Below are 16,725 nucleotides of genomic sequence, written 5' to 3'. Positions count from 1 at the left end.
TGCGTAACCGCAGGTAGCGTCCGGCGCAAGCGGTGTCGCCCCGGGGTCGGGCTCCGGGTCCCGCGGGACGAGAGGTGGGCGCAGTGGACACGCAGGGCGGGATCACCGTGCAGCGCGCGCTTGAGCTGCCGGGGCTGCGCGGCGGCCTCCCGGAGGTCGTGGCGGGCGCCGAGCGGCTCCAGCGCACGGTGCGCTGGGTGCACGCCGGCGAGGTGCCCAACATCGCCTCGCTGCTCAAGGGCGGCGAGCTGCTCCTGACCACCGGGCTCGGCCTCGGCACCCGCCCCGCCGAGCAGCGCGCCTTCGTACGCAGGCTCGCGGACCGGGGCATCGCGGCCCTCGTCGTGGAACTCGGCCCGCGCTTCGCCCGGCTGCCGGCCACCATCGTGGAGACCGCGCGGGCCGCCGGGCTCCCCCTCGTCCAACTGCACCGCGAGGTGCCGTTCGTCGCGGTGACCGAGGAGATCCACACCGAGATCGTCAACGGCCACTACGCCCTGCTCCAACGCGCCGAGGAAGTCCACCAGCGGTGTACGGGCGCACTGCTCGGGGGCGGCGGGATCCCTCAAGTCCTGGGCATTCTGGCCGACTTCACCGCCAACCCGGTCTTCCTGGAGACCCCCGACGGCCAGCTCCTGTACGCCGCGGCGTGCGAGGCGGGCGAGGCGGCCGCCGACCCGCTCCAGGTCTGGGAGGGGCTGCGCGGCCAGCGCGAGGCCCGCGCCTCGGGGCCGCCGACGGGCGCGGTCCTGGTGGACGTGCCGGGCGGCGGCCACGGCGCGGGCGCGGTACGGGCCCGCCTGGCGCTGCTCGCGGTCGGCCCGCCGCTCCTTCCCGTGCACCGGATGGCGGCCGAGCGGGCCGCGGGCATCCTGGCCGTCGTCCTCATGCAGGCCCGCCAGGAGGAGGAGCTGGCCGCGCGCGGCCGGGGCGACTTCCTGACCGACCTCGCCGAGGGCCGCATCACCCCCGACGACGCGCCCGGCCAGGCCAAGGTCCTCGGCTTCAAACCCGGCGAGGGGCCGCTGCTCCCGGTGGTGATGCGCCTCGCCTCGGAGCTCGCCCCGACGGGCAACTGGGCGGTCCTCGCGAGGGCGGTCCTCGAAGAGCTGTCCTCGGTGGGCGTGCCGGTCCTGCTCGGCGTACGCCCCGTCGAGGGCCGGGTGCCGCTGCTGCTCGGGCTGCGCTCGGAGTCGGAGCGTACGGCCGTGGCCGACCGGGTCGCGGCGGCCCTGCGGGCGGGCGTCGAGCGGGCCGGCCTCATGGGCGCGCGGGCCGGGACGCAGCCGGTGGTCGTGGTGGGGGTGGCGGGCGGCTGGGCGGCGGCGGGCGCCGGTCTCCGGCACGCGGCGGAAACCGCGGCAGCCGCCCAGGGGCTGCCCGAGCGGCCCTGGTACGACGCCCGGCGCCTCGACATCGACCTGCTCCTTTGGCGGCTGCGCGAACACCCCGACCTCGCGGCGTTCGTGGAACGGGCGATCGGCCCGCTCCAGGCCCACGACCGCGCCTCCCGGCCGCCCCTGCTGCCCACCCTGGCGACCTATCTGGCGCACGCGGGCCGCAAGGCGGAGACCGCCCGCGAGCTCCATCTCAACCGGCAGACCCTGTACAACCGCCTGGCCCGCATCGCGGACCTCCTCGGCACGGATCTGGACGACCCGCAGACGGTCCTCGCCCTGTCGCTCGCGCTGCGGGCCCGCAGGCACGTGGCGGGCTAGCGCCTAGGAACCCGCCAACTCGTCGTACACGGCGAGGACTTGAGCAACCGTTTCGTCCTCGGTGGGCCAGCTCTCGGCCTGCGCCCGCCCGGCCGCGGCCAGCGCACGGCGGGCCTCGGGGTCGGCGAGGAGGCGGACGACCGCGGCCGCGAGCGCCTCGGCGTCGCCGTACGGGACGAGTAGGGCCGCGTCCCCCACCAGCTCCGGCACCCCGCCCACGGCCGTCGCGACCAGCGGCACGCCGAGGCGCAGCGCCTCCTGGGCGAGCAGCGAGCGGGCCTCCCAGCGGCTGGGCAGGACCGCGATGTCGGCGGCCGCGAGCAGCTCGGTGATGTCGTCGCGCCGCCCGACGAGCCGGACCGGCAGCGACTCCACCTCGATCCGGCGCTGCAGCGCGGCCCGGCCGGGCCCCTCCCCCGCGATGACGAGCAGCGGCGCCGGGTCGAGATCGCGCCAGGTGCGGGCCGCGTCCAGGAGCACCTCGTAGCCGCGGTGTTCGACGAGGCTGCCCACGGCCATCAGCAACGGCCGGTCCACGGCGCCGAGTTCGGCCCGCGCCTTGCCGTCGAGGAGCCCGGACGGAAGGCGGGGCGCGGGGACGGCGACCGCGGCGAGCCGGGCGTCCCGCGCACCGCGGCTGCGCGCCCGGTCCACGAGGTCGGACGAGGTGGCGAGGACCACGGCCGCGGCCCGCGAGACCCGGCGTTCGAGCAGGCCCAGGATCTGGCCGCGGGCTCCTTCGGCGTGCGAGCGGGTGTGCCAGGTGACGACCAGCGGCACGCCCTTGCGGCCCCGGAGCGCGAGGGCGGCGCGTACGGCCGCGTGCAACCCGTGCGCGTGGACGACGTCCGCGTCGGCGCAGGCGGCCCGCAGCGCGCCGACCGCCGCCGGGTCGCCGCGCCGCGAGACCGGTACGAAATGAGCCCCGGCGGCGAGGAAGTCGTACTCCCGCTCCAGTTCGGCGGGCGCGCAGACGGTGACGCGCACGCCCCGCGCGACCAGACCGGCCGCGAGCGACCTGACATGCGCGCTGCTGCCCGCGCTGCCGCCGCCCAGCACTTGGACCGTACGCAGCTGAGTCACGTGAACAGGCTCCCGGAGCGGCCGAGTCGGCGGTGGAGGTCGGTGGTTCCCGGCCAAGGATGCCAGTCCGTACGGGCGTTCCGGGACCGTCCGGGGGTTCCTTCCGTGTCGCGCCGGGAAGATCGCCGCACCCGAAACACCCCCATGGGTGAACGAACACGTGCGCCAGGCCGTTCGGCACGGACAGCGCGACACCCTCAGCGCGGAATGCGGGACTCCGCCCGGGCGGCCACGGCGAGCAGCGCGGCGGCGCGCACGGCGAGGCCGGCCGCCCGGAGCGCCAAGGGTTATCCGTCAGCGCGGGCGGTTGCCAGGAGTTCCTCCGCGTGCGCCCTGGCCGTCTCCGAGTCCTCCTGGCCGGCCAGCATGCGCGACAGCTCGCGCACCCGGTCCTCGCCCTCCAGGACCGTGACGCCGGAGCGGGTGACCGTGCCGTCGTTGGTCTTCTCGACCAGGAGCTGGCGGTCGGCGAACGCCGCCACCTGCGGCAGGTGCGTGACCACCACGACCTGGGCGGACTTGGCGAGCTTGGCGAGCCGGCGGCCGATCTCGACCGCCGCCTTGCCGCCGACGCCCGCGTCGACCTCGTCGAAGAGGTAGGTCGGCACCGGGTCCGTGCCCGCGAAGACGACCTCCACCGCGAGCATCACACGCGAGAGCTCACCGCCCGAGGCGCCCTTGGCGATGGGCCGGGGCGGCGCGCCGGGGTGCGGGGCGAGCAGCAGCTCGACCTCGTCGGCGCCGGTCGGCCCGTACGCCACCGTCCTGCCGCCGACCTCGACCCCCTCGGGATCGTCACTCTGGCCGACCGCGAACGACACCCGTGCGTGCGGCATCGCGAGGGAGGCGAGCTCGGCGGTGACCGCCTCCGCGAACCGGGCCGCGGCCTCGGTGCGGGCGTCGGTCAACTCCTGGGCCAGGACGGACAGTTCACCACGCAGCCCGTCCCGCTCGGCGGTGAGTTCCCCGATCCGGTCGTCGTCGCCGTCGAGTTCGGTGAGCCGCGCGGCCCCGTCCTGCGCCCAGGCGAGTACGGCCGTGATGTCCTCGCCGTACTTGCGCGTCAGGGCGGTCAGCGAGGCCCGGCGCTCCTCGACGGCGGCGAGCCGCAGGGGGTCGGCGTCCAGGTCGTCCGCGTATCCGGCGAGTTCGCCCGCCACGTCGCCGAGCAGGATCGCGACCTCGCCGATGCGTTCGGCGAGCGCCGCGAGCGCGGGGTCGTGGGAGCGTACGGCCTCCAGGGCCCGGTGCGCGCCCGCGACCAGGGTCGCGGCGTCCACGCTCTCCGGGTCCTCGGGGTTGCCGGCCAGGGCCGCGTGCGCAAGTGCCGCCGCGGAGGCGAGCGCCTCGGCGTGCCCGAGCCGTTCGGCCTCGGCGGCGAGCTCGGCGTCCTCGCCGGGCAGCGGCTCGACGGCGGCGATCTCGCCGAGACCGAACCGCAGCAGATCGGCCTCCTGGGCGCGCTCGCGCGCCCGTGTGGTCAGCTCCTCCAGCTCGACGGCGACGGCCCGCAGCCGCTTGTAGGCCCCGGCGTACTTGGCGAGGGGACCCGCCACCGCGTCACCGGCGTACCGGTCGAGCGCCTCGCGCTGCCGGGCCGGGCGCAGCAGGCCCTGCTGGTCGGTCTGGCCGTGCACCGCGACGAGTTCGTCGGCGAGTTCGGCGAGCACCCCGACCGGCACCGACCGGCCGCCGAGGAACGCCCGCGAGCGGCCCTCCGCCGAAACGGTACGGCTCACGAGCAGCGCGCCGTCGTCGAGCTCGGCCCCGGCCTCCTCGGCCCGCAGCCCCGCCGAGGTGCCGGGCCGCAGCGCGATCCGCCCCTCGACGACCGCCGCCTTGGCGCCGATCCGCACCAACGCGGGGTCGGCACGTCCGCCGAGCAGCAGCCCCAGGCTGGTGACGACCATGGTCTTGCCCGCGCCGGTCTCGCCGGTCACCGCGGTGAAACCGGGCGAAAGCTCCACGACAGCGTCGTCGATGACCCCGAGCGACCGTATCCGCATCTCCTCCAACACGGACACGACCTTACGAGGTCCACAGCCCAGTGTGCGACGCCCCCCGGCCCGTCACCCTCTCGTGGTGCCCGAACCGGCGGTGCGGGGGAAAACCTCAGCAAGATCATGGGGCCTGCCGGATGGTCCTGGCACCACCCCGCCCGCCAGGCTTGACGCATGAGCACAGGACTGGCCCACTCCGCCCTGCGCGGCCACCGCCCGGCCTTCGTCGGGACGTTCGTGGCCGCGCTGTTCGCCGCGACCGTGGTGAGCGCGTCGCTGACCCTCCTGGTCAGCACGTCGACAAAGGGACTGTCCGCGCAGGCACGCGGCGCGCTCGCGGCGAACGACATCGGCGACATGGCGGTCGTGATGCTCATCGGCTCCATCTACATGTCGATCTTCGTGATCGCCTCGACGATGGGCACCGCGGTGGCCCAGCAGCACCGCGAGCTCGCGCTGGTGCGGGCCATCGGCGCCCGGCCCCGGCAGGTGCGGCGGGCCGTGGTGGTCCAGGCGGTGGCCGCCGCGGCGCCGGCCGCGCTGGCCGGGTTCCTGCTCGGCGGTGGCCTGTTGAGCCGGGTCTGGTTCGCGGGGCTGCGCGACCACGGGCTCGTCCCGGCCGAGGTGGCGTACCGCTTCACGTGGTTCGCGCTGCCCGTGTGTCTGGCGGTCGCCGTGGTGACCTCGGCGCTCGCCGCGTTCCTCGCCTCGCTGCGCTTCTCGATGCTGCGCCCGGCACGGGCCTTGGACGAGGCGTCGGCGGGCCGGCGCGGGCTCGGCAGGGTCCGGGCTCCGCTCGGTGTGATCGCGGTGGCGGGCGGCGGCGCCCTGTCGGTCTCGCTGGCCCACCAGTCGTCCGACGACGCGGCGCAGGCGTCGTTCCTCGTGCTGCTGCTGTTCTGCGTCGGGGCGGGGCTGCTCGGTCCGAAGGTGGTCGGCCCGGCCGCCCGGCTCGTCTCGGCGCCGGCCCGCCGGCTCGGCGGCAGCGCACGCCTGGCGATGCTCAACGTCCGCTCGCAGCCGCGCCGCTTCTCGGCCGCCGTGGTGCCGCTGGTCCTGGTCACCGGCTTCGGACTCACCAAGATCGCGATGCACACGACGGCGGCCCACTACACGGGTTCGTCGGGCAGCGCGGGCGAGGTCTGGCTGGACTACTTCGGCACCGGTCTCTACGCCGGCTTCGCCGCGATCGCCGCGGCCAACACCCTGGCGATGATCTCCTTCGAGCGGCGCCGCGACATAGCCCTGCTCCGGGTGGTCGGCACCCTGCCGGGCCAGGTCCGCTCGATGGCGGCCTGGGAGGCGGGCATCGTCGCGGCCACGGCCCTGGTGCTCGGCGCGGTGGTCGCGCTCGCGACCCTGGCCCCGATGCTGACGGCCGCGTTCGGCTCGTGGATCCCGTACCTGCCGTGGCCGACCGCGCTCGCCATGGCGGGCGGCACGCTGGTCCTGACCCTGCTGGCCACGGGGATACCCGTGCGGTCGGCGCTGCGCAGGCGGGCGATCAGGACACTGGCCGCGTCCTGAGGCCCGCCGCGCGCTGACCGGTCAGTGCGGCGCGCCGCGCCAACCCGACACCGGCAGGGCAAACTTGGCGACGAGCCGGTCGGTGAACGAGGCGTGGTGCAGCCGGGCGAGCCGTACCGGAACGGCCCCTCGCCGCACCTCCACCCGCGCGCCCGAAGGGAGTTCGACCGTGCGGCGCCCGTCGCACCACAGCACACCGTGCGGCGTGTGCGGCTGCACCTCGACGGCGAGCACCGAGGTGGGCGAAGTGACCAGGGGCTTGGCGAACAGCGCGTGCGCGCTGATCGGCACCATGAGCAGCGCCTCGACCTCGGGCCACACCACGGGCCCGCCGGCCGAGAAGGCGTACGCGGTCGAGCCGGTCGGGGTGGCACAGACGATGCCGTCGCAGCCGAACCCGGTCACCGGACGGCCGTCGATCTCCAGGACGACTTCCAGCATCCGCTCGGGCGAGACCTTCTGGACGGCCGCCTCGTTGAGGGCCCAGTCCTCGTGCACCACGTCACCGTTGTTGTGCACGACGACATCGAGGGTCATCCGCTCCTCGACCTCGTAGGCCCGTGTCACGACCCGGTCGACGACCTTGTCGAGGTCGTCGCGCTCGGCCTCCGCGAGGAAGCCGACGCGGCCGAGGTTCACCCCGAGCATCGGCACGCCGGACGCCCGGGCGAGCTCGGCGCCGCGCAGCAGGGTGCCGTCACCGCCGAGGACGATGAGCAGTTCGCAGGCGTCCAGGCACTCGGGGGTGGCGTCCTCGACGATCTCCGCCTCGGCGGGCAGCGGCAGATCGGCAGCCTCCGCCCGCAGCACGCGTACGCCGATGCCGCTGCGCAGCAGGCCCCGTACGACCAGCTCCGCGCTGCGGATGGCGGCCGGCCTTCCGGTGTGCGCGAGCAGGAATACGGTGCGTGCCGCCGTGCTGTTCTCCGGGTTGTTCTCCGACGAGCTCAACGAGGTCCCTCCGCCACTGCGCGCTCCACGTCCGCGGGATCGAGCGCGGGCGCCCCGGCCCGCAGCCACAGAAAGTACTCGACGTTGCCGGAGGGCCCGGGCAGCGGGCTCGCGGTGACCCCGAGGACCCCGAGGCCGAGCGTGGCCGCCTGGGCCGCCACCGTCCGTACGGTCTCGGCCCGCAGCTCGGGGCTGCGCACGACGCCGCCGCTCCCGAGCCGTTCCTTGCCGATCTCGAACTGCGGCTTGACCATGAGGACCAGGTCCGCGTCGGGCGCCGAGCAGCGCACGAGGGCGGGCAGGACCAGGCCGAGCGCGATGAAGGAGAGGTCGCCCACGACGATGTCGGCGGGCTGCCCGTCGATGTCGTCGAGCGTCAACTCGCGTACGTTCGTGCGGTCCTTCACGGTGACCCTGTCGTCACTCTGAAGGGACCAGGCGAGCTGTCCGTAGCCGACGTCGACGGCGACCACGTGCCCGGCTCCGGCGCGCAGCAGCACATCGGTGAAGCCGCCGGTGGAGGCGCCTGCGTCGAGCGCCCGGCGGCCCTCGATCTCAAGCCCCTGCGGAACGAAGGCCGCGAAGGCACCGGCGAGCTTGTGCCCACCGCGCGAGACGTAGTCCGGATCACTGTCGTCGTCCACCACCACGATCGCGGCGGCGGTCTCGACCTGAGTGGCGGACTTGGTGGCGACGGTCTTGCCGACGCTCACCCGCCCCGCGGCAATCAGCTGGGCGGCGTGCTCCCGCGACCGCGCGAGTTTCCGGCGCACCAGCTCGGCGTCGAGGCGGCGGCGTGCCACTCCTGCCACGTTCGGTTCAGCTCCTGTAGTCGTAGTTCTGTCGGCGGCCCGGCGGACCGCTAGGGCCGTTGGTCGCCCAACGGCCGGGTCCGGCCGGAGGTTCCCAGGCCCGCCCCCGGGACGGGAGCGGGCCCCTGCCGGGCGTCGAGCGCGGTCAGTGAGCCGCGCAGCCCCCGGTGTACATCCTCGTACACCTCAAGGTGGCCGTCCGTACCGAGGTGGTCGACGTCGCCGAGCCGCTCGACGAGGGCGTCGATCCCGGCGTCGCCGGTGGGGCCGCGGGGTACGTCCAAGGGGGAGGGGCCGACCACCTCGGATTCCACATCGGCTTGCACCTCGGGTTCCGCCTCGGGGCCCGGCATCGAGTCGCTCATGCCAAGACGCTACCGCGAAGCCCTGGGGTACGGTCGATCACGATGGCGACCATGGAGGAGTGCCGCAGCGCACTCGACAAACTTTCGGACAATCTGTCCCGGGCGGAGGGCGACGTGCGTGCCGCCGCCGCGCTGGACCGCTCGCTGAGCTGCCACATCACGGACCTGGACGTCACCTTCGCGGGCCGCCTCCGGTCCGGCCGCATCGAGGTCCACGACACGGCTCCCGGCCCGCCCCGGGAGAAGGCCCAGATCCGCCTGGCGATGAAGGGCGACGACCTGGTGGCGATGGTGGACGGCGAACTGAACTTCGCGAAGGCCTGGGCCTCGGGCAGGATCCGCCTGGAAGCGAGCTTCCGAGACCTCCTCCGCCTCCGCACCCTGCTCTGATCCCGGCCCCCTTCCGCGCAGTTGGCGCGAACGGGGTCTGGGGCGGAGCCCCAGGGGTCCTTCAACCCCCGGAGGCCACGCGGCGGAGCCGCAGGGTGTCACAGCGGGAAGGGGCGGGGTGGGGAGAACTCAGCCCACCAGAGCCGCCCGCCGCGGAGCCGCCGGCACGACCAACGGCGTCCCCGTCTCCGGATCCGGAATCACCTGACACCGCACCCCGAAGACCTCCTCGACGAGCGACGCCGTCACCACCTCCGAGGGCGCCCCCTCGGCCACCACCCGCCCCTCCCTCATGGCAATGAGGTGAGACGCGTACCGAGCCGCCTGGTTGAGATCGTGCAGCACGGCCACCAACGTCCGCCCCTGCGACGCATGGAGCTCCGCGCAGAGATCAAGGACCTCGATCTGGTGCTGGATGTCCAGGAACGTCGTCGGCTCGTCGAGCAGCAGCAGCGGCGTCTGCTGAGCGAGCGCCATGGCGATCCAGACGCGCTGGCGCTGTCCCCCGGACAGCTCGTCGACGTACCGCTCACCGAGCCCGCCGACCCCCGTCGCGTCCATGGACTCCTGGACGATGCGCTCGTCCTCGGGCGACCACTGCCGCAGCAGGCCCTGGTGCGGATAGCGCCCGCGCGCCACCAGGTCCCCCACCGTGATGCCGTCCGGGGCGATGGAGGACTGCGGGAGCAGCCCGAGCGTCCTGGCGACCTTCTTCGCGGGCAGCGAGTGGATGCTCTGCCCGTCGAGCAGCACCCGCCCCTGGCTCGGCTTGAGCATCCGGGACAGGGCGCGCAGCAGGGTCGACTTGCCGCACGCGTTGGGCCCGACGATCACCGTGAAGGAGTTGTCGGGGATGTCGACCGACAGGTCCTCGGCGATCACCCGCTGGTCGTAGCCGAGGGTGACCGATTCGGCGCTGAGGCGCTGCATGCTCGTACTCCTGGGTGAAGTTCCGTAATCTGCAAGGGAGTTGGCGGTGACCGACGTCGCCCGGCGGCTCATATCCGGCCCGCCCTGCGCTCGGTGACGAGGAGCCACAGCAGATAGACGCCGCCGACCATGCCGGTCAGGACCCCCACCGGCAGCGTGCTCCCGCCGAACAGCCGCTGCGCCGCCCAGTCGGCGACGACCAGGAGCGCCGCGCCCATGCACGCGGAGGCGAGGATGTTCGGCCCGGTCGCGCGGGTGAGGCGGCGGGCCAGCTGCGGCGCGGTCAGCGCGACGAAGGAGATGGGCCCGGCGGCCGCGGTGGCCGAGGCGTTGAGGAGGACGGCGGAGAGCATCAGGACGGTACGGGTCCGCTGCACCGGCACGCCCAGCGCGTACGCCGCGTCGTCGCCCATCTCCAGCATCCGAAGCGGCCGCCCGTACGCGAGGACGACCGGAAGGAGCACCACGAACAGCACGAGCAGCGGCCACACCTGGGCCCAGTCGCGCCCGTCGAGCGATCCGGTGAGCCAGACCATCGCGCGGGTGGCGTCCACCAGGGTGGACTTGGTGAGCAGGTAGTGGATGCCGGCGGTGAGCATCGCGGCCGCGCCGATGCCGACGAGCACGAGCCGGTAGCCGTGCACGCCCTTCTTCCAGGCCAGAAGGTAAACGGCGATACCGGTCGCGAGGCCGCCGACCAGCGCGCCGAACGAGACCGCGACCGCGCTGCCGTGGAAGAACACGATGACCGTGAGCGCGCCGACCGAGGAGCCCTGCCCGAAGCCGATGACGTCCGGACTGCCCAGCGGATTGCGGGAGATGGACTGGAACAGCGCCCCCGAGATCCCGAGCGAGGCGCCCACCAACAGGGCCACGAGCACGCGCGGCAGCCGCAGTTCGTTGATGATGAAGTCCTGCGCGGGCGTGCCGGATCCGAGCAGGCTGCGCACGACGTCGGCGGGGGCGATGGTGAAGTCGCCGGTGCCGATCAGGACGACGCCGGCCGCGAGCGCGAGGACGGCGAGCCCGCAGACCACGGCAAGGGCGCGCGGTTCGGCCCGGAAGGAGAGGCCGCCGGGGATACGTATCGCCTTCACAGCTGGGCCATCCTCTTGCGCCGTACGAGATAGATGAAGACGGGCCCGCCGATGAGCGCGGTGACGATGCCGACCTGGAGTTCGCCGGGCCGGGTGATGACCCGCCCGACCACGTCGGAGCCGAGCAGCAGCACGGGCGAGAGCACGGCCGCGTACGGCAGGATCCAGCGCAGGTCGGGCCCGGTGATGGCGCGGACGATGTGCGGGACCATGAGCCCGATGAACACGATGGGCCCGCACGCGGCGGTCGCGGCCCCGCACAGCAGGGTGATCACGACCATCGACGTGACGCGGGTCCGGGTGAGATGGGCGCCGAGCGCACGGGCGGTGTCGTCGCCCATGGCCATCGCGTTGAGCGGCCGCGCGAGCAGCAGGGCGACGACGAGGCCGACGAGGATGAACGGCGCGACCTTGGTGACGGTCGCCATGTCCGCCGCGGCCAGCGAGCCGACCTGCCAGAACCGCAGCTGGTTGAGGGCGGCGGAGTCGGTGAGCTGCACGGCGTTGATGTAGCCGTACAGCGCGGCGCTCGCCGCCGTCCCCGCGAGCGCGAGCCGCACGGGGGTGGCGGCCCGGCTGCCACCGAGGAGGTACACCGCGGCCGACACGGCGCCCGCGCCCAGGAACGCGAACCACACATATCCGGTGAGGGAGTTGACCCCGAGGAAGCTGATCGCGGAGACCACCGCGGCCGCCGCCCCCGCGTTGACCCCGAGGATGCCGGGTTCGGCGAGCGGGTTGCGGGTGAGCGCCTGCATGACCGCGCCGGCGATCCCGAGCGCGGCCCCGACGAGCAGCCCGAGCAGCGTCCGCGGTACCCGTACGTCGTGGATGAGGACGTCGTCGGCGGTGCCGGAGGCGTGGAAGAGGCCGTGCCAGACGTCGCCGAGCGGCATCGGTTTCGCGCCAACCGCGATGCTGGCGACGGCGACGAGCACCAGGGCGCCCACGGACACGAGCAGACCCGCGGCGCGCAGCGTCCGGCGCTTCGCGGTCGGGGCCGGGGGCGCGGACGTGGTCCCGTCGCGCGGCTGAGGAGGACTGTCTACCAACACGCAAGTTAGGTTAGCCTACCCTGCGCTCAGTCAAACACGCCCCGGGCTCAAAGCCCCAGCAGTTCCAGCGCCTTCGAAGCGTCCAGCTCGCACGCCCCGTCGCCGGCGTACGTCCAGGCGGCCGCGCACAGCGCCCGCAGCCCGTCCATCGCCTCCCCGTCCCCGGCGAGCGCAAACGCCCCGTCGGCAACGGACGCGGTCCACCCTCCGCACCCGAACCCGCCCTCCTTCTCGGCCACTTCGGGCTGCCCGGTCAGCAGGCCGCGCAGATCCGCGTCGACGAAGGTGGGCCGGTGCTCGGGCCGCGCGGCCAGGAGCTGGGCGCCGTCGGTGACCCCGGTCAGCACGAGCAGCGAGTCGACGCCACCGTTGAACGCGCCCTCGATGTCCGTGTCGAGCCGGTCCCCGACCACCAGCGGCCTCTCGGCACCGGTCCGCAGCACCGTCTCGCGGTGCATCGGGGGCAGCGGCTTGCCGGCCACCTGGGGCTCGGCGCCGGTCGCGATCCGGACGACCTCGACCGCCGCGCCGTTCCCGGGCGCGATCCCCCGCCCGCTCGGAATCGTCAGATCGGTGTTGGAGGCGAACCACGGCACCCCGCGGGCCACCGCGTACGAGGCCTCCGCGAACCGCGACCAGGTGATGTCCGGACCGCCGTAGCCCTGCGCCACGGCCGCCGGATCGTCGTCGGCCGACTCCACCGGCACGAGCCCGCGCTCAAGCAGCGCGACCCGCAGCCCCTCGCCGCCGATGAGCAACACCCTTGATCCCTGCGGGAGTTGATCGGCGATGAGCCGGGCCACCGCCTGCGCCGAGGTGATCACATCGGCCGGCTCGGCGGGCACACCGAGCTCGGTGAGGTGCGCGGCCACCGCGTCCGGCGTCCGCAGCGCGTTGTTGGTCACGTAGGCGAGGTGCATCCCGCCGTCCCGCGCCACGGCGAGCGCGTCGACAGCGTGCTCGATCGCCGCACCGCCCGCGTAGACCACCCCGTCCAGATCCAGCAGGGCCGTGTCGTACGCCTCGTTCAGCGCCCGCTCGCTGCCGCTCGGCATGGTCCGGCCGATCTGGCTCATCTTCATCCACTCCTCGTTCGATGCTCGCCCCCCGATCATCGCGCATGCCGTCGCCCACATACGATGCACGGATGAGCACAACTGGGCGTGCGGACCTCGGGCTGCGCCTGATCCCGTTCCGCGGACTGCGCTATGTTCCCGAGCGGGTGGGCAGCCTCGCCGCCGTGACCTCGCCGCCGTACGACGTCGTCGTGCGCCCCGACGGGCTGCTGCACCTTGAGTCGGCGGACCCGTACAACATCGTCCGGCTGATCCTCCCGCAGGCGTCCTCCCCGGCCGCCCGCAACCGGAAGGCCGCCCTCACCCTGGACGACTGGCTCGACGAGGGCGTCCTCGCCCCGGACCCCGAGCCCGCCCTGTACGTCTACGAACAGGAGGGCGACGGCATACTGCAGCGCGGGCTGATCGGCGCGCTCGCCCTCTCCGAACCGGCCGAGGGCATCGTCCTGCCGCACGAGGACGTGATGCCGCACGTCGTCGAGGACCGCGCGGCCCTCATGCGGACCATCGCCGCCCACCTCGAACCGCTGCTCCTGACCTACCACGGCAGCAACGCCCCCACCGGCGCGACCGCCGTCATCGACCGCACCATCCTGCGCGAACCGCTCCTGCGCACCACCACGGAGGACGGTTTCCGCCACCGTCTGTGGGCGCTCACGGATGCGGCCGATCTCGCGGAGGCCCAGGCGGACCTCACGGCGCACCAGGCGGTCATCGCCGACGGCCACCACCGCTGGGCCACCTACCTGCGCCTGCGCGACGAACAGAGCTCGCCGGGCCCCTGGGACTTCGGCCTGGTCCTCCTCGTCGACACCGCTCGCTATCCGCTGCGGGTCCGCGCGATCCACCGCCTCCTGCACCGCCTGCCGGTGTCCGAGGCACTGGCCGCGGTCACCGAATCGGGTGCTTTCCGCGTCCGCACCCTCGAAGTCCCGCTCGCCCGCGCCCTGGAGGCGCTGGGTGAAGCAGCGTCCGAGAGCAACGCCTTCCTCCTCGCGGGCGACGGCCGCTTCCACCTCCTGGACCGCCCGGACGAGGCACTGCTCGCCCGGACGATCCGGGCGGACCGGCCGCCGGCCTGGCGCTCGCTGGACGCGACGGTCCTGCACTCGACCCTGCTCGACGAGATCTGGCGCATCCCGGACACGCCCGACGACATCGCGTACATCCACGACACGGCAGCGGCCGTCGAACAGGCCGAGCGCCACAACAAGACGGCGGTCCTGATGCACCCCGTACGCGAGGAAGTCGTCCGGGACCTGGCCCGCCAGGGCGTCACGATGCCCCGCAAGTCGACCTCGTTCGGCCCGAAGCCGGCGACGGGCCTGGTACTGCGCAGCCTGACCGTGAACTGAAAACAGAAGAGAGGCGGTGCCCCGGCTGGGCACCGCCTCTCTTCTGTCTCTACAACCGTCAACGGTCAAACATCAGACGCCAAACGCCAGACGCCAGATATCAGACACCGTCAGCTGTCAGCCGTCACCTTCCGGCTGTCAGGCGTCCTTCTCGACCGGCGGGACGGGCTCGCTCGGCGCGGGCTCCACCAGGTCGGCGTCGACGACCTCGGCAGCCCGGACGATCTCGGCGTCGTCGCCCTCGAAGTCGTCCTCTTCCTCGCCCTCGTCGGCGAAGTCGGGCTCGTCCTCGACCTCGTCGCGCGGCACATCGACATCACCGTCGGCCTCGACGTCACCATCGGCCTCGACGTCGTCCTCGATCATGGCGTCGACGAAGTCGACACCGTCCAGCTCGGCGAGCCGGTCGGAGGCGTCGGTCGTGCCGTCCTTGTCCGCCTCAAGCGCCTTGGCGAACCAGTCGCGGGCCTCGTCCTCACGCTCGGCCGCTAGCAGCGCGTCGGCGTACGCGTAACGCAGTCGCGCGGTCCACGGCTGTACCGAGTTCGACGCGAGCTCAGGGCTCTGCAGGGTCACGATGGCGGCGTCCAGCTGCCCCATGTCCCGCCGCGCCCCGGCCGCGACCAGGCGCATCTCGACCTGGCCGGCCTTGTCCAGCTTGGCCACCTCGGGCTCGCCGGCCATCGCCAGCGCCCGCTCGGGACGGCCGAGCCCGCGCTCGCAGTCCGCCATGACGGGCCACAGCTCGACGGAGCCGGTCATCCGACGCGAGGCACGGAACTCCGCGAGGGCCTCCGAGTACTTCTGCGTGGCGTACGCGGCGAAGCCGGCGGCCTCGCGAACGGCGGCCACACGGGAAGCGAGCCGCAGCGCGATGCGGGAGTAGGCGTAGGCCTGCTCGGGCTCGTCGTCGATGAGCCGCGCCACCATCACCAGGTTGCACGCAACCTCCTCGGCGAGGCCCTTGGGCAGGCTCATGAGCTCCTGGCGCACATCCGCGTCGATCTCGTCGCCGGTGACGTCCTCGTCGATCGGCAGCCGCTTGACGGGCTCGCGGTCACGATCCCGGTCCCGGTCGTCCCGACGCCCGAAGCCACCACGGTCGTCGCGCGACGCGGAGCCACCCCTGTCATCACGCCGGTCGTCCCGCCCGCGGTACCCACCACGGTCGCCCCGGTCATCACGCCGGAACCCACCACGGTCATCATCACGACGCGGAGCCGGACGATCATCACGACGCCCGTACGAGCTCCCACCACCGCGCTCGTCATCACGACGCGGGGCGGAACGGTCGTCACGACGCCCGTAGGAGCTACCGCCACCACGGCTGTCATCACCACGACGCCCGTACGACGAACCACCACCACGGCTGTCATCACGCCGGAACCCACCACGGTCATCATCGCGACGGGGAGCGGGACGATCGTCACGACGGCCGTACGAGCTACCGCCACCGCGCTCGTCATCACGACGGGGGGCGGGACGGTCGTCACGACGCCCGTAGGAGCTACCGCCACCACGGCTGTCATCACCACGACGCCCGTACGACGAACCACCGCCGGAGGAGCCACCACGGCTGTCGTCGCGCCGGAAGCCACCACGGTCGTCATCACGACGGGGAGCGGGACGATCATCACGACGCCCGTACGAGCTACCGCCGCCACGGCTGTCATCACGACGCCCGTACGACGAACCACCACCACGGCTGTCATCGCGGCGGAACCCACCACGGTCATCGTCCCGACGCGGAGCCGGACGATCGTCACGACGGCCGTACCCACCGCCGGAGGAACCGCCACGGCTGTCGTCACGGCGGAAGCCGCCGGCACCACCACGGTTGTCATCGCGGCGGAATCCACCACGGTCATCGTCGCGACGCGGGGCGGGACGGTCATCACGACGCCCGTACGAGCTGCCACCGCCGGCGGGGCGACCGCCACGGTCGTCACGGCGGGGGTAACCACCGCCGGAGGAGCCACCACGGCTGTCGTCACGACGCCCGCCGTAACCACCACGGTCGTTGTCACGACGCGGACCGCGGTCGTCTCGACCACCGCGGTAGCCGCCCCGGTCACCACCGTCCTGACGGCGCGGCTCGCGCTCCGGACGATCGTCGGGAGAGTTGGTGGACATCGTGACTCCTAGTCTTCGGGTACTGCAGTCATTCTCGCGCAGTCGGCTGCCCGACGCGCTTCGGCAAAGCAAAGCGGAAAAACAAAAGGACCCTTGGTCCCAGCATGAACGCTGGGACCAAGGGTCCTGAAATATTGTTCGGCGGCGTCCTACTCTCCCACAGGGTCCCCCCTGCAGTACCATCGGCGCTGAAAGGCTTAGCTTCCGGGTTCGGAATGTAACCGGGCGTTTCC

At 73.3% G+C, this 16,725-nt stretch carries 14 protein-coding genes, 1 rRNA gene and 1 pseudogene; 4 read left to right on the top strand and 12 right to left on the bottom strand.

The window, feature by feature from the left end; translation table 11 throughout:
- Positions 1-83 precede the first annotated feature (83 nt).
- Complete coding sequence (locus ADK54_RS00080; RefSeq protein ID WP_053723359.1) at positions 84-1,718, top strand: PucR family transcriptional regulator; 1,635 nt, start codon at positions 84-86, stop codon at positions 1,716-1,718.
- Between the two features lie 3 nt (positions 1,719-1,721).
- Here ADK54_RS00080 and ADK54_RS00075 read toward each other — a convergent pair whose 3' ends face one another.
- Both ADK54_RS00075 and recN read right to left on the bottom strand, forming a co-directional pair.
- Complete coding sequence (locus ADK54_RS00075; RefSeq protein WP_053723358.1) at positions 1,722-2,801, bottom strand: glycosyltransferase family 4 protein; 1,080 nt, start codon at positions 2,799-2,801, stop codon at positions 1,722-1,724.
- A gap of 287 nt (positions 2,802-3,088) precedes the next feature.
- The gene (gene recN / locus ADK54_RS00070; RefSeq protein WP_053723357.1) at positions 3,089-4,807 is read right to left on the bottom strand and encodes a DNA repair protein RecN; all 1,719 of its coding nucleotides are present in this window, start codon (positions 4,805-4,807) and stop codon (positions 3,089-3,091) included.
- 168 nt (positions 4,808-4,975) lie between these two features.
- On the opposite strand from recN, the gene ADK54_RS00065 reads away from it, so the two are divergent.
- Positions 4,976-6,328, top strand: a complete 1,353-nt coding sequence (locus ADK54_RS00065; protein WP_053723356.1) for an FtsX-like permease family protein — start codon at positions 4,976-4,978, stop codon at positions 6,326-6,328.
- A 21-nt stretch (positions 6,329-6,349) separates the two neighbouring features.
- On the opposite strand, the gene ADK54_RS00060 is transcribed toward ADK54_RS00065, so the two are convergent.
- The 3 genes from ADK54_RS00060 to ADK54_RS00050 are packed head-to-tail and all read right to left on the bottom strand — an operon-like array spanning position 6,350 to position 8,456.
- A complete protein-coding gene (locus tag ADK54_RS00060; RefSeq protein WP_053723355.1) occupies positions 6,350-7,279 on the bottom strand; it encodes an NAD kinase in 930 nt (309 codons plus the stop codon).
- Positions 7,276-8,091: a TlyA family RNA methyltransferase gene (locus ADK54_RS00055; RefSeq protein WP_053723354.1), complete on the bottom strand. Its 816-nt coding sequence runs from the start codon at positions 8,089-8,091 to the stop codon at positions 7,276-7,278. Before ADK54_RS00055 ends, ADK54_RS00060 begins: the two co-directional genes overlap by 4 nt.
- Before the next feature lie 50 nt (positions 8,092-8,141).
- Positions 8,142-8,456 carry a hypothetical protein gene (locus ADK54_RS00050; RefSeq protein ID WP_234391864.1) on the bottom strand — a complete coding sequence of 105 codons (315 nt, stop codon included), beginning with the start codon at positions 8,454-8,456 and terminating at the stop codon, positions 8,142-8,144.
- Between the two features lie 42 nt (positions 8,457-8,498).
- Between ADK54_RS00050 and ADK54_RS00045 the strand changes: the two genes are divergently transcribed.
- On the top strand, positions 8,499-8,846 hold the full coding sequence (locus ADK54_RS00045) for an SCP2 sterol-binding domain-containing protein (protein ID WP_053723352.1): 348 nt from the start codon (positions 8,499-8,501) through the stop codon (positions 8,844-8,846).
- 129 nt (positions 8,847-8,975) lie between these two features.
- Here ADK54_RS00045 and ADK54_RS00040 read toward each other — a convergent pair whose 3' ends face one another.
- From ADK54_RS00040 to ADK54_RS00025, 4 genes are all read right to left on the bottom strand, one after another.
- Positions 8,976-9,776 carry an ABC transporter ATP-binding protein gene (locus ADK54_RS00040; RefSeq protein WP_053723351.1) on the bottom strand — a complete coding sequence of 267 codons (801 nt, stop codon included), beginning with the start codon at positions 9,774-9,776 and terminating at the stop codon, positions 8,976-8,978.
- Between the two features lie 68 nt (positions 9,777-9,844).
- Complete coding sequence (locus ADK54_RS00035; RefSeq protein ID WP_053723350.1) at positions 9,845-10,873, bottom strand: FecCD family ABC transporter permease; 1,029 nt, start codon at positions 10,871-10,873, stop codon at positions 9,845-9,847.
- The gene (locus tag ADK54_RS00030; RefSeq protein ID WP_107090427.1) at positions 10,870-11,829 is read right to left on the bottom strand and encodes an iron chelate uptake ABC transporter family permease subunit; all 960 of its coding nucleotides are present in this window, start codon (positions 11,827-11,829) and stop codon (positions 10,870-10,872) included. The genes ADK54_RS00035 and ADK54_RS00030 overlap by 4 nt, the downstream gene beginning before the upstream one ends.
- Before the next feature lie 146 nt (positions 11,830-11,975).
- Entirely contained in the window at positions 11,976-13,004 is a 1,029-nt protein-coding gene (locus ADK54_RS00025) for an HAD-IIA family hydrolase (RefSeq protein WP_053723520.1), read from the bottom strand.
- A gap of 71 nt (positions 13,005-13,075) precedes the next feature.
- Here ADK54_RS00025 and ADK54_RS00020 point away from each other — a divergent pair, with 71 nt between their 5' ends.
- Positions 13,076-14,359, top strand: coding sequence for a DUF1015 domain-containing protein (locus ADK54_RS00020; RefSeq protein ID WP_053723348.1), 1,284 nt, complete (start codon positions 13,076-13,078; stop codon positions 14,357-14,359).
- A 138-nt stretch (positions 14,360-14,497) separates the two neighbouring features.
- Here ADK54_RS00020 and ADK54_RS00015 read toward each other — a convergent pair whose 3' ends face one another.
- The 3 genes and pseudogenes from ADK54_RS00015 to rrf all read right to left on the bottom strand — a co-directional run.
- Entirely contained in the window at positions 14,498-15,352 is an 855-nt protein-coding gene (locus ADK54_RS00015; RefSeq protein ID WP_234391867.1) for a tetratricopeptide repeat protein, read from the bottom strand.
- Positions 15,353-15,841: 489 nt separating this feature from the next.
- Positions 15,842-16,492, bottom strand: a pseudogene (locus ADK54_RS48680) (tetratricopeptide repeat protein); the annotation flags it as partial.
- Between the two features lie 136 nt (positions 16,493-16,628).
- Positions 16,629-16,725: ribosomal RNA gene (rrf, locus tag ADK54_RS00005) — 5S ribosomal RNA — on the bottom strand; the annotation flags it as partial.

The sequence above is a fragment of the Streptomyces sp. WM6378 genome, assembly GCF_001279695.1.
GTDB lineage: Bacteria > Actinomycetota > Actinomycetes > Streptomycetales > Streptomycetaceae > Streptomyces.
This window is presented reverse-complemented; position numbering and strand designations above follow the sequence as displayed.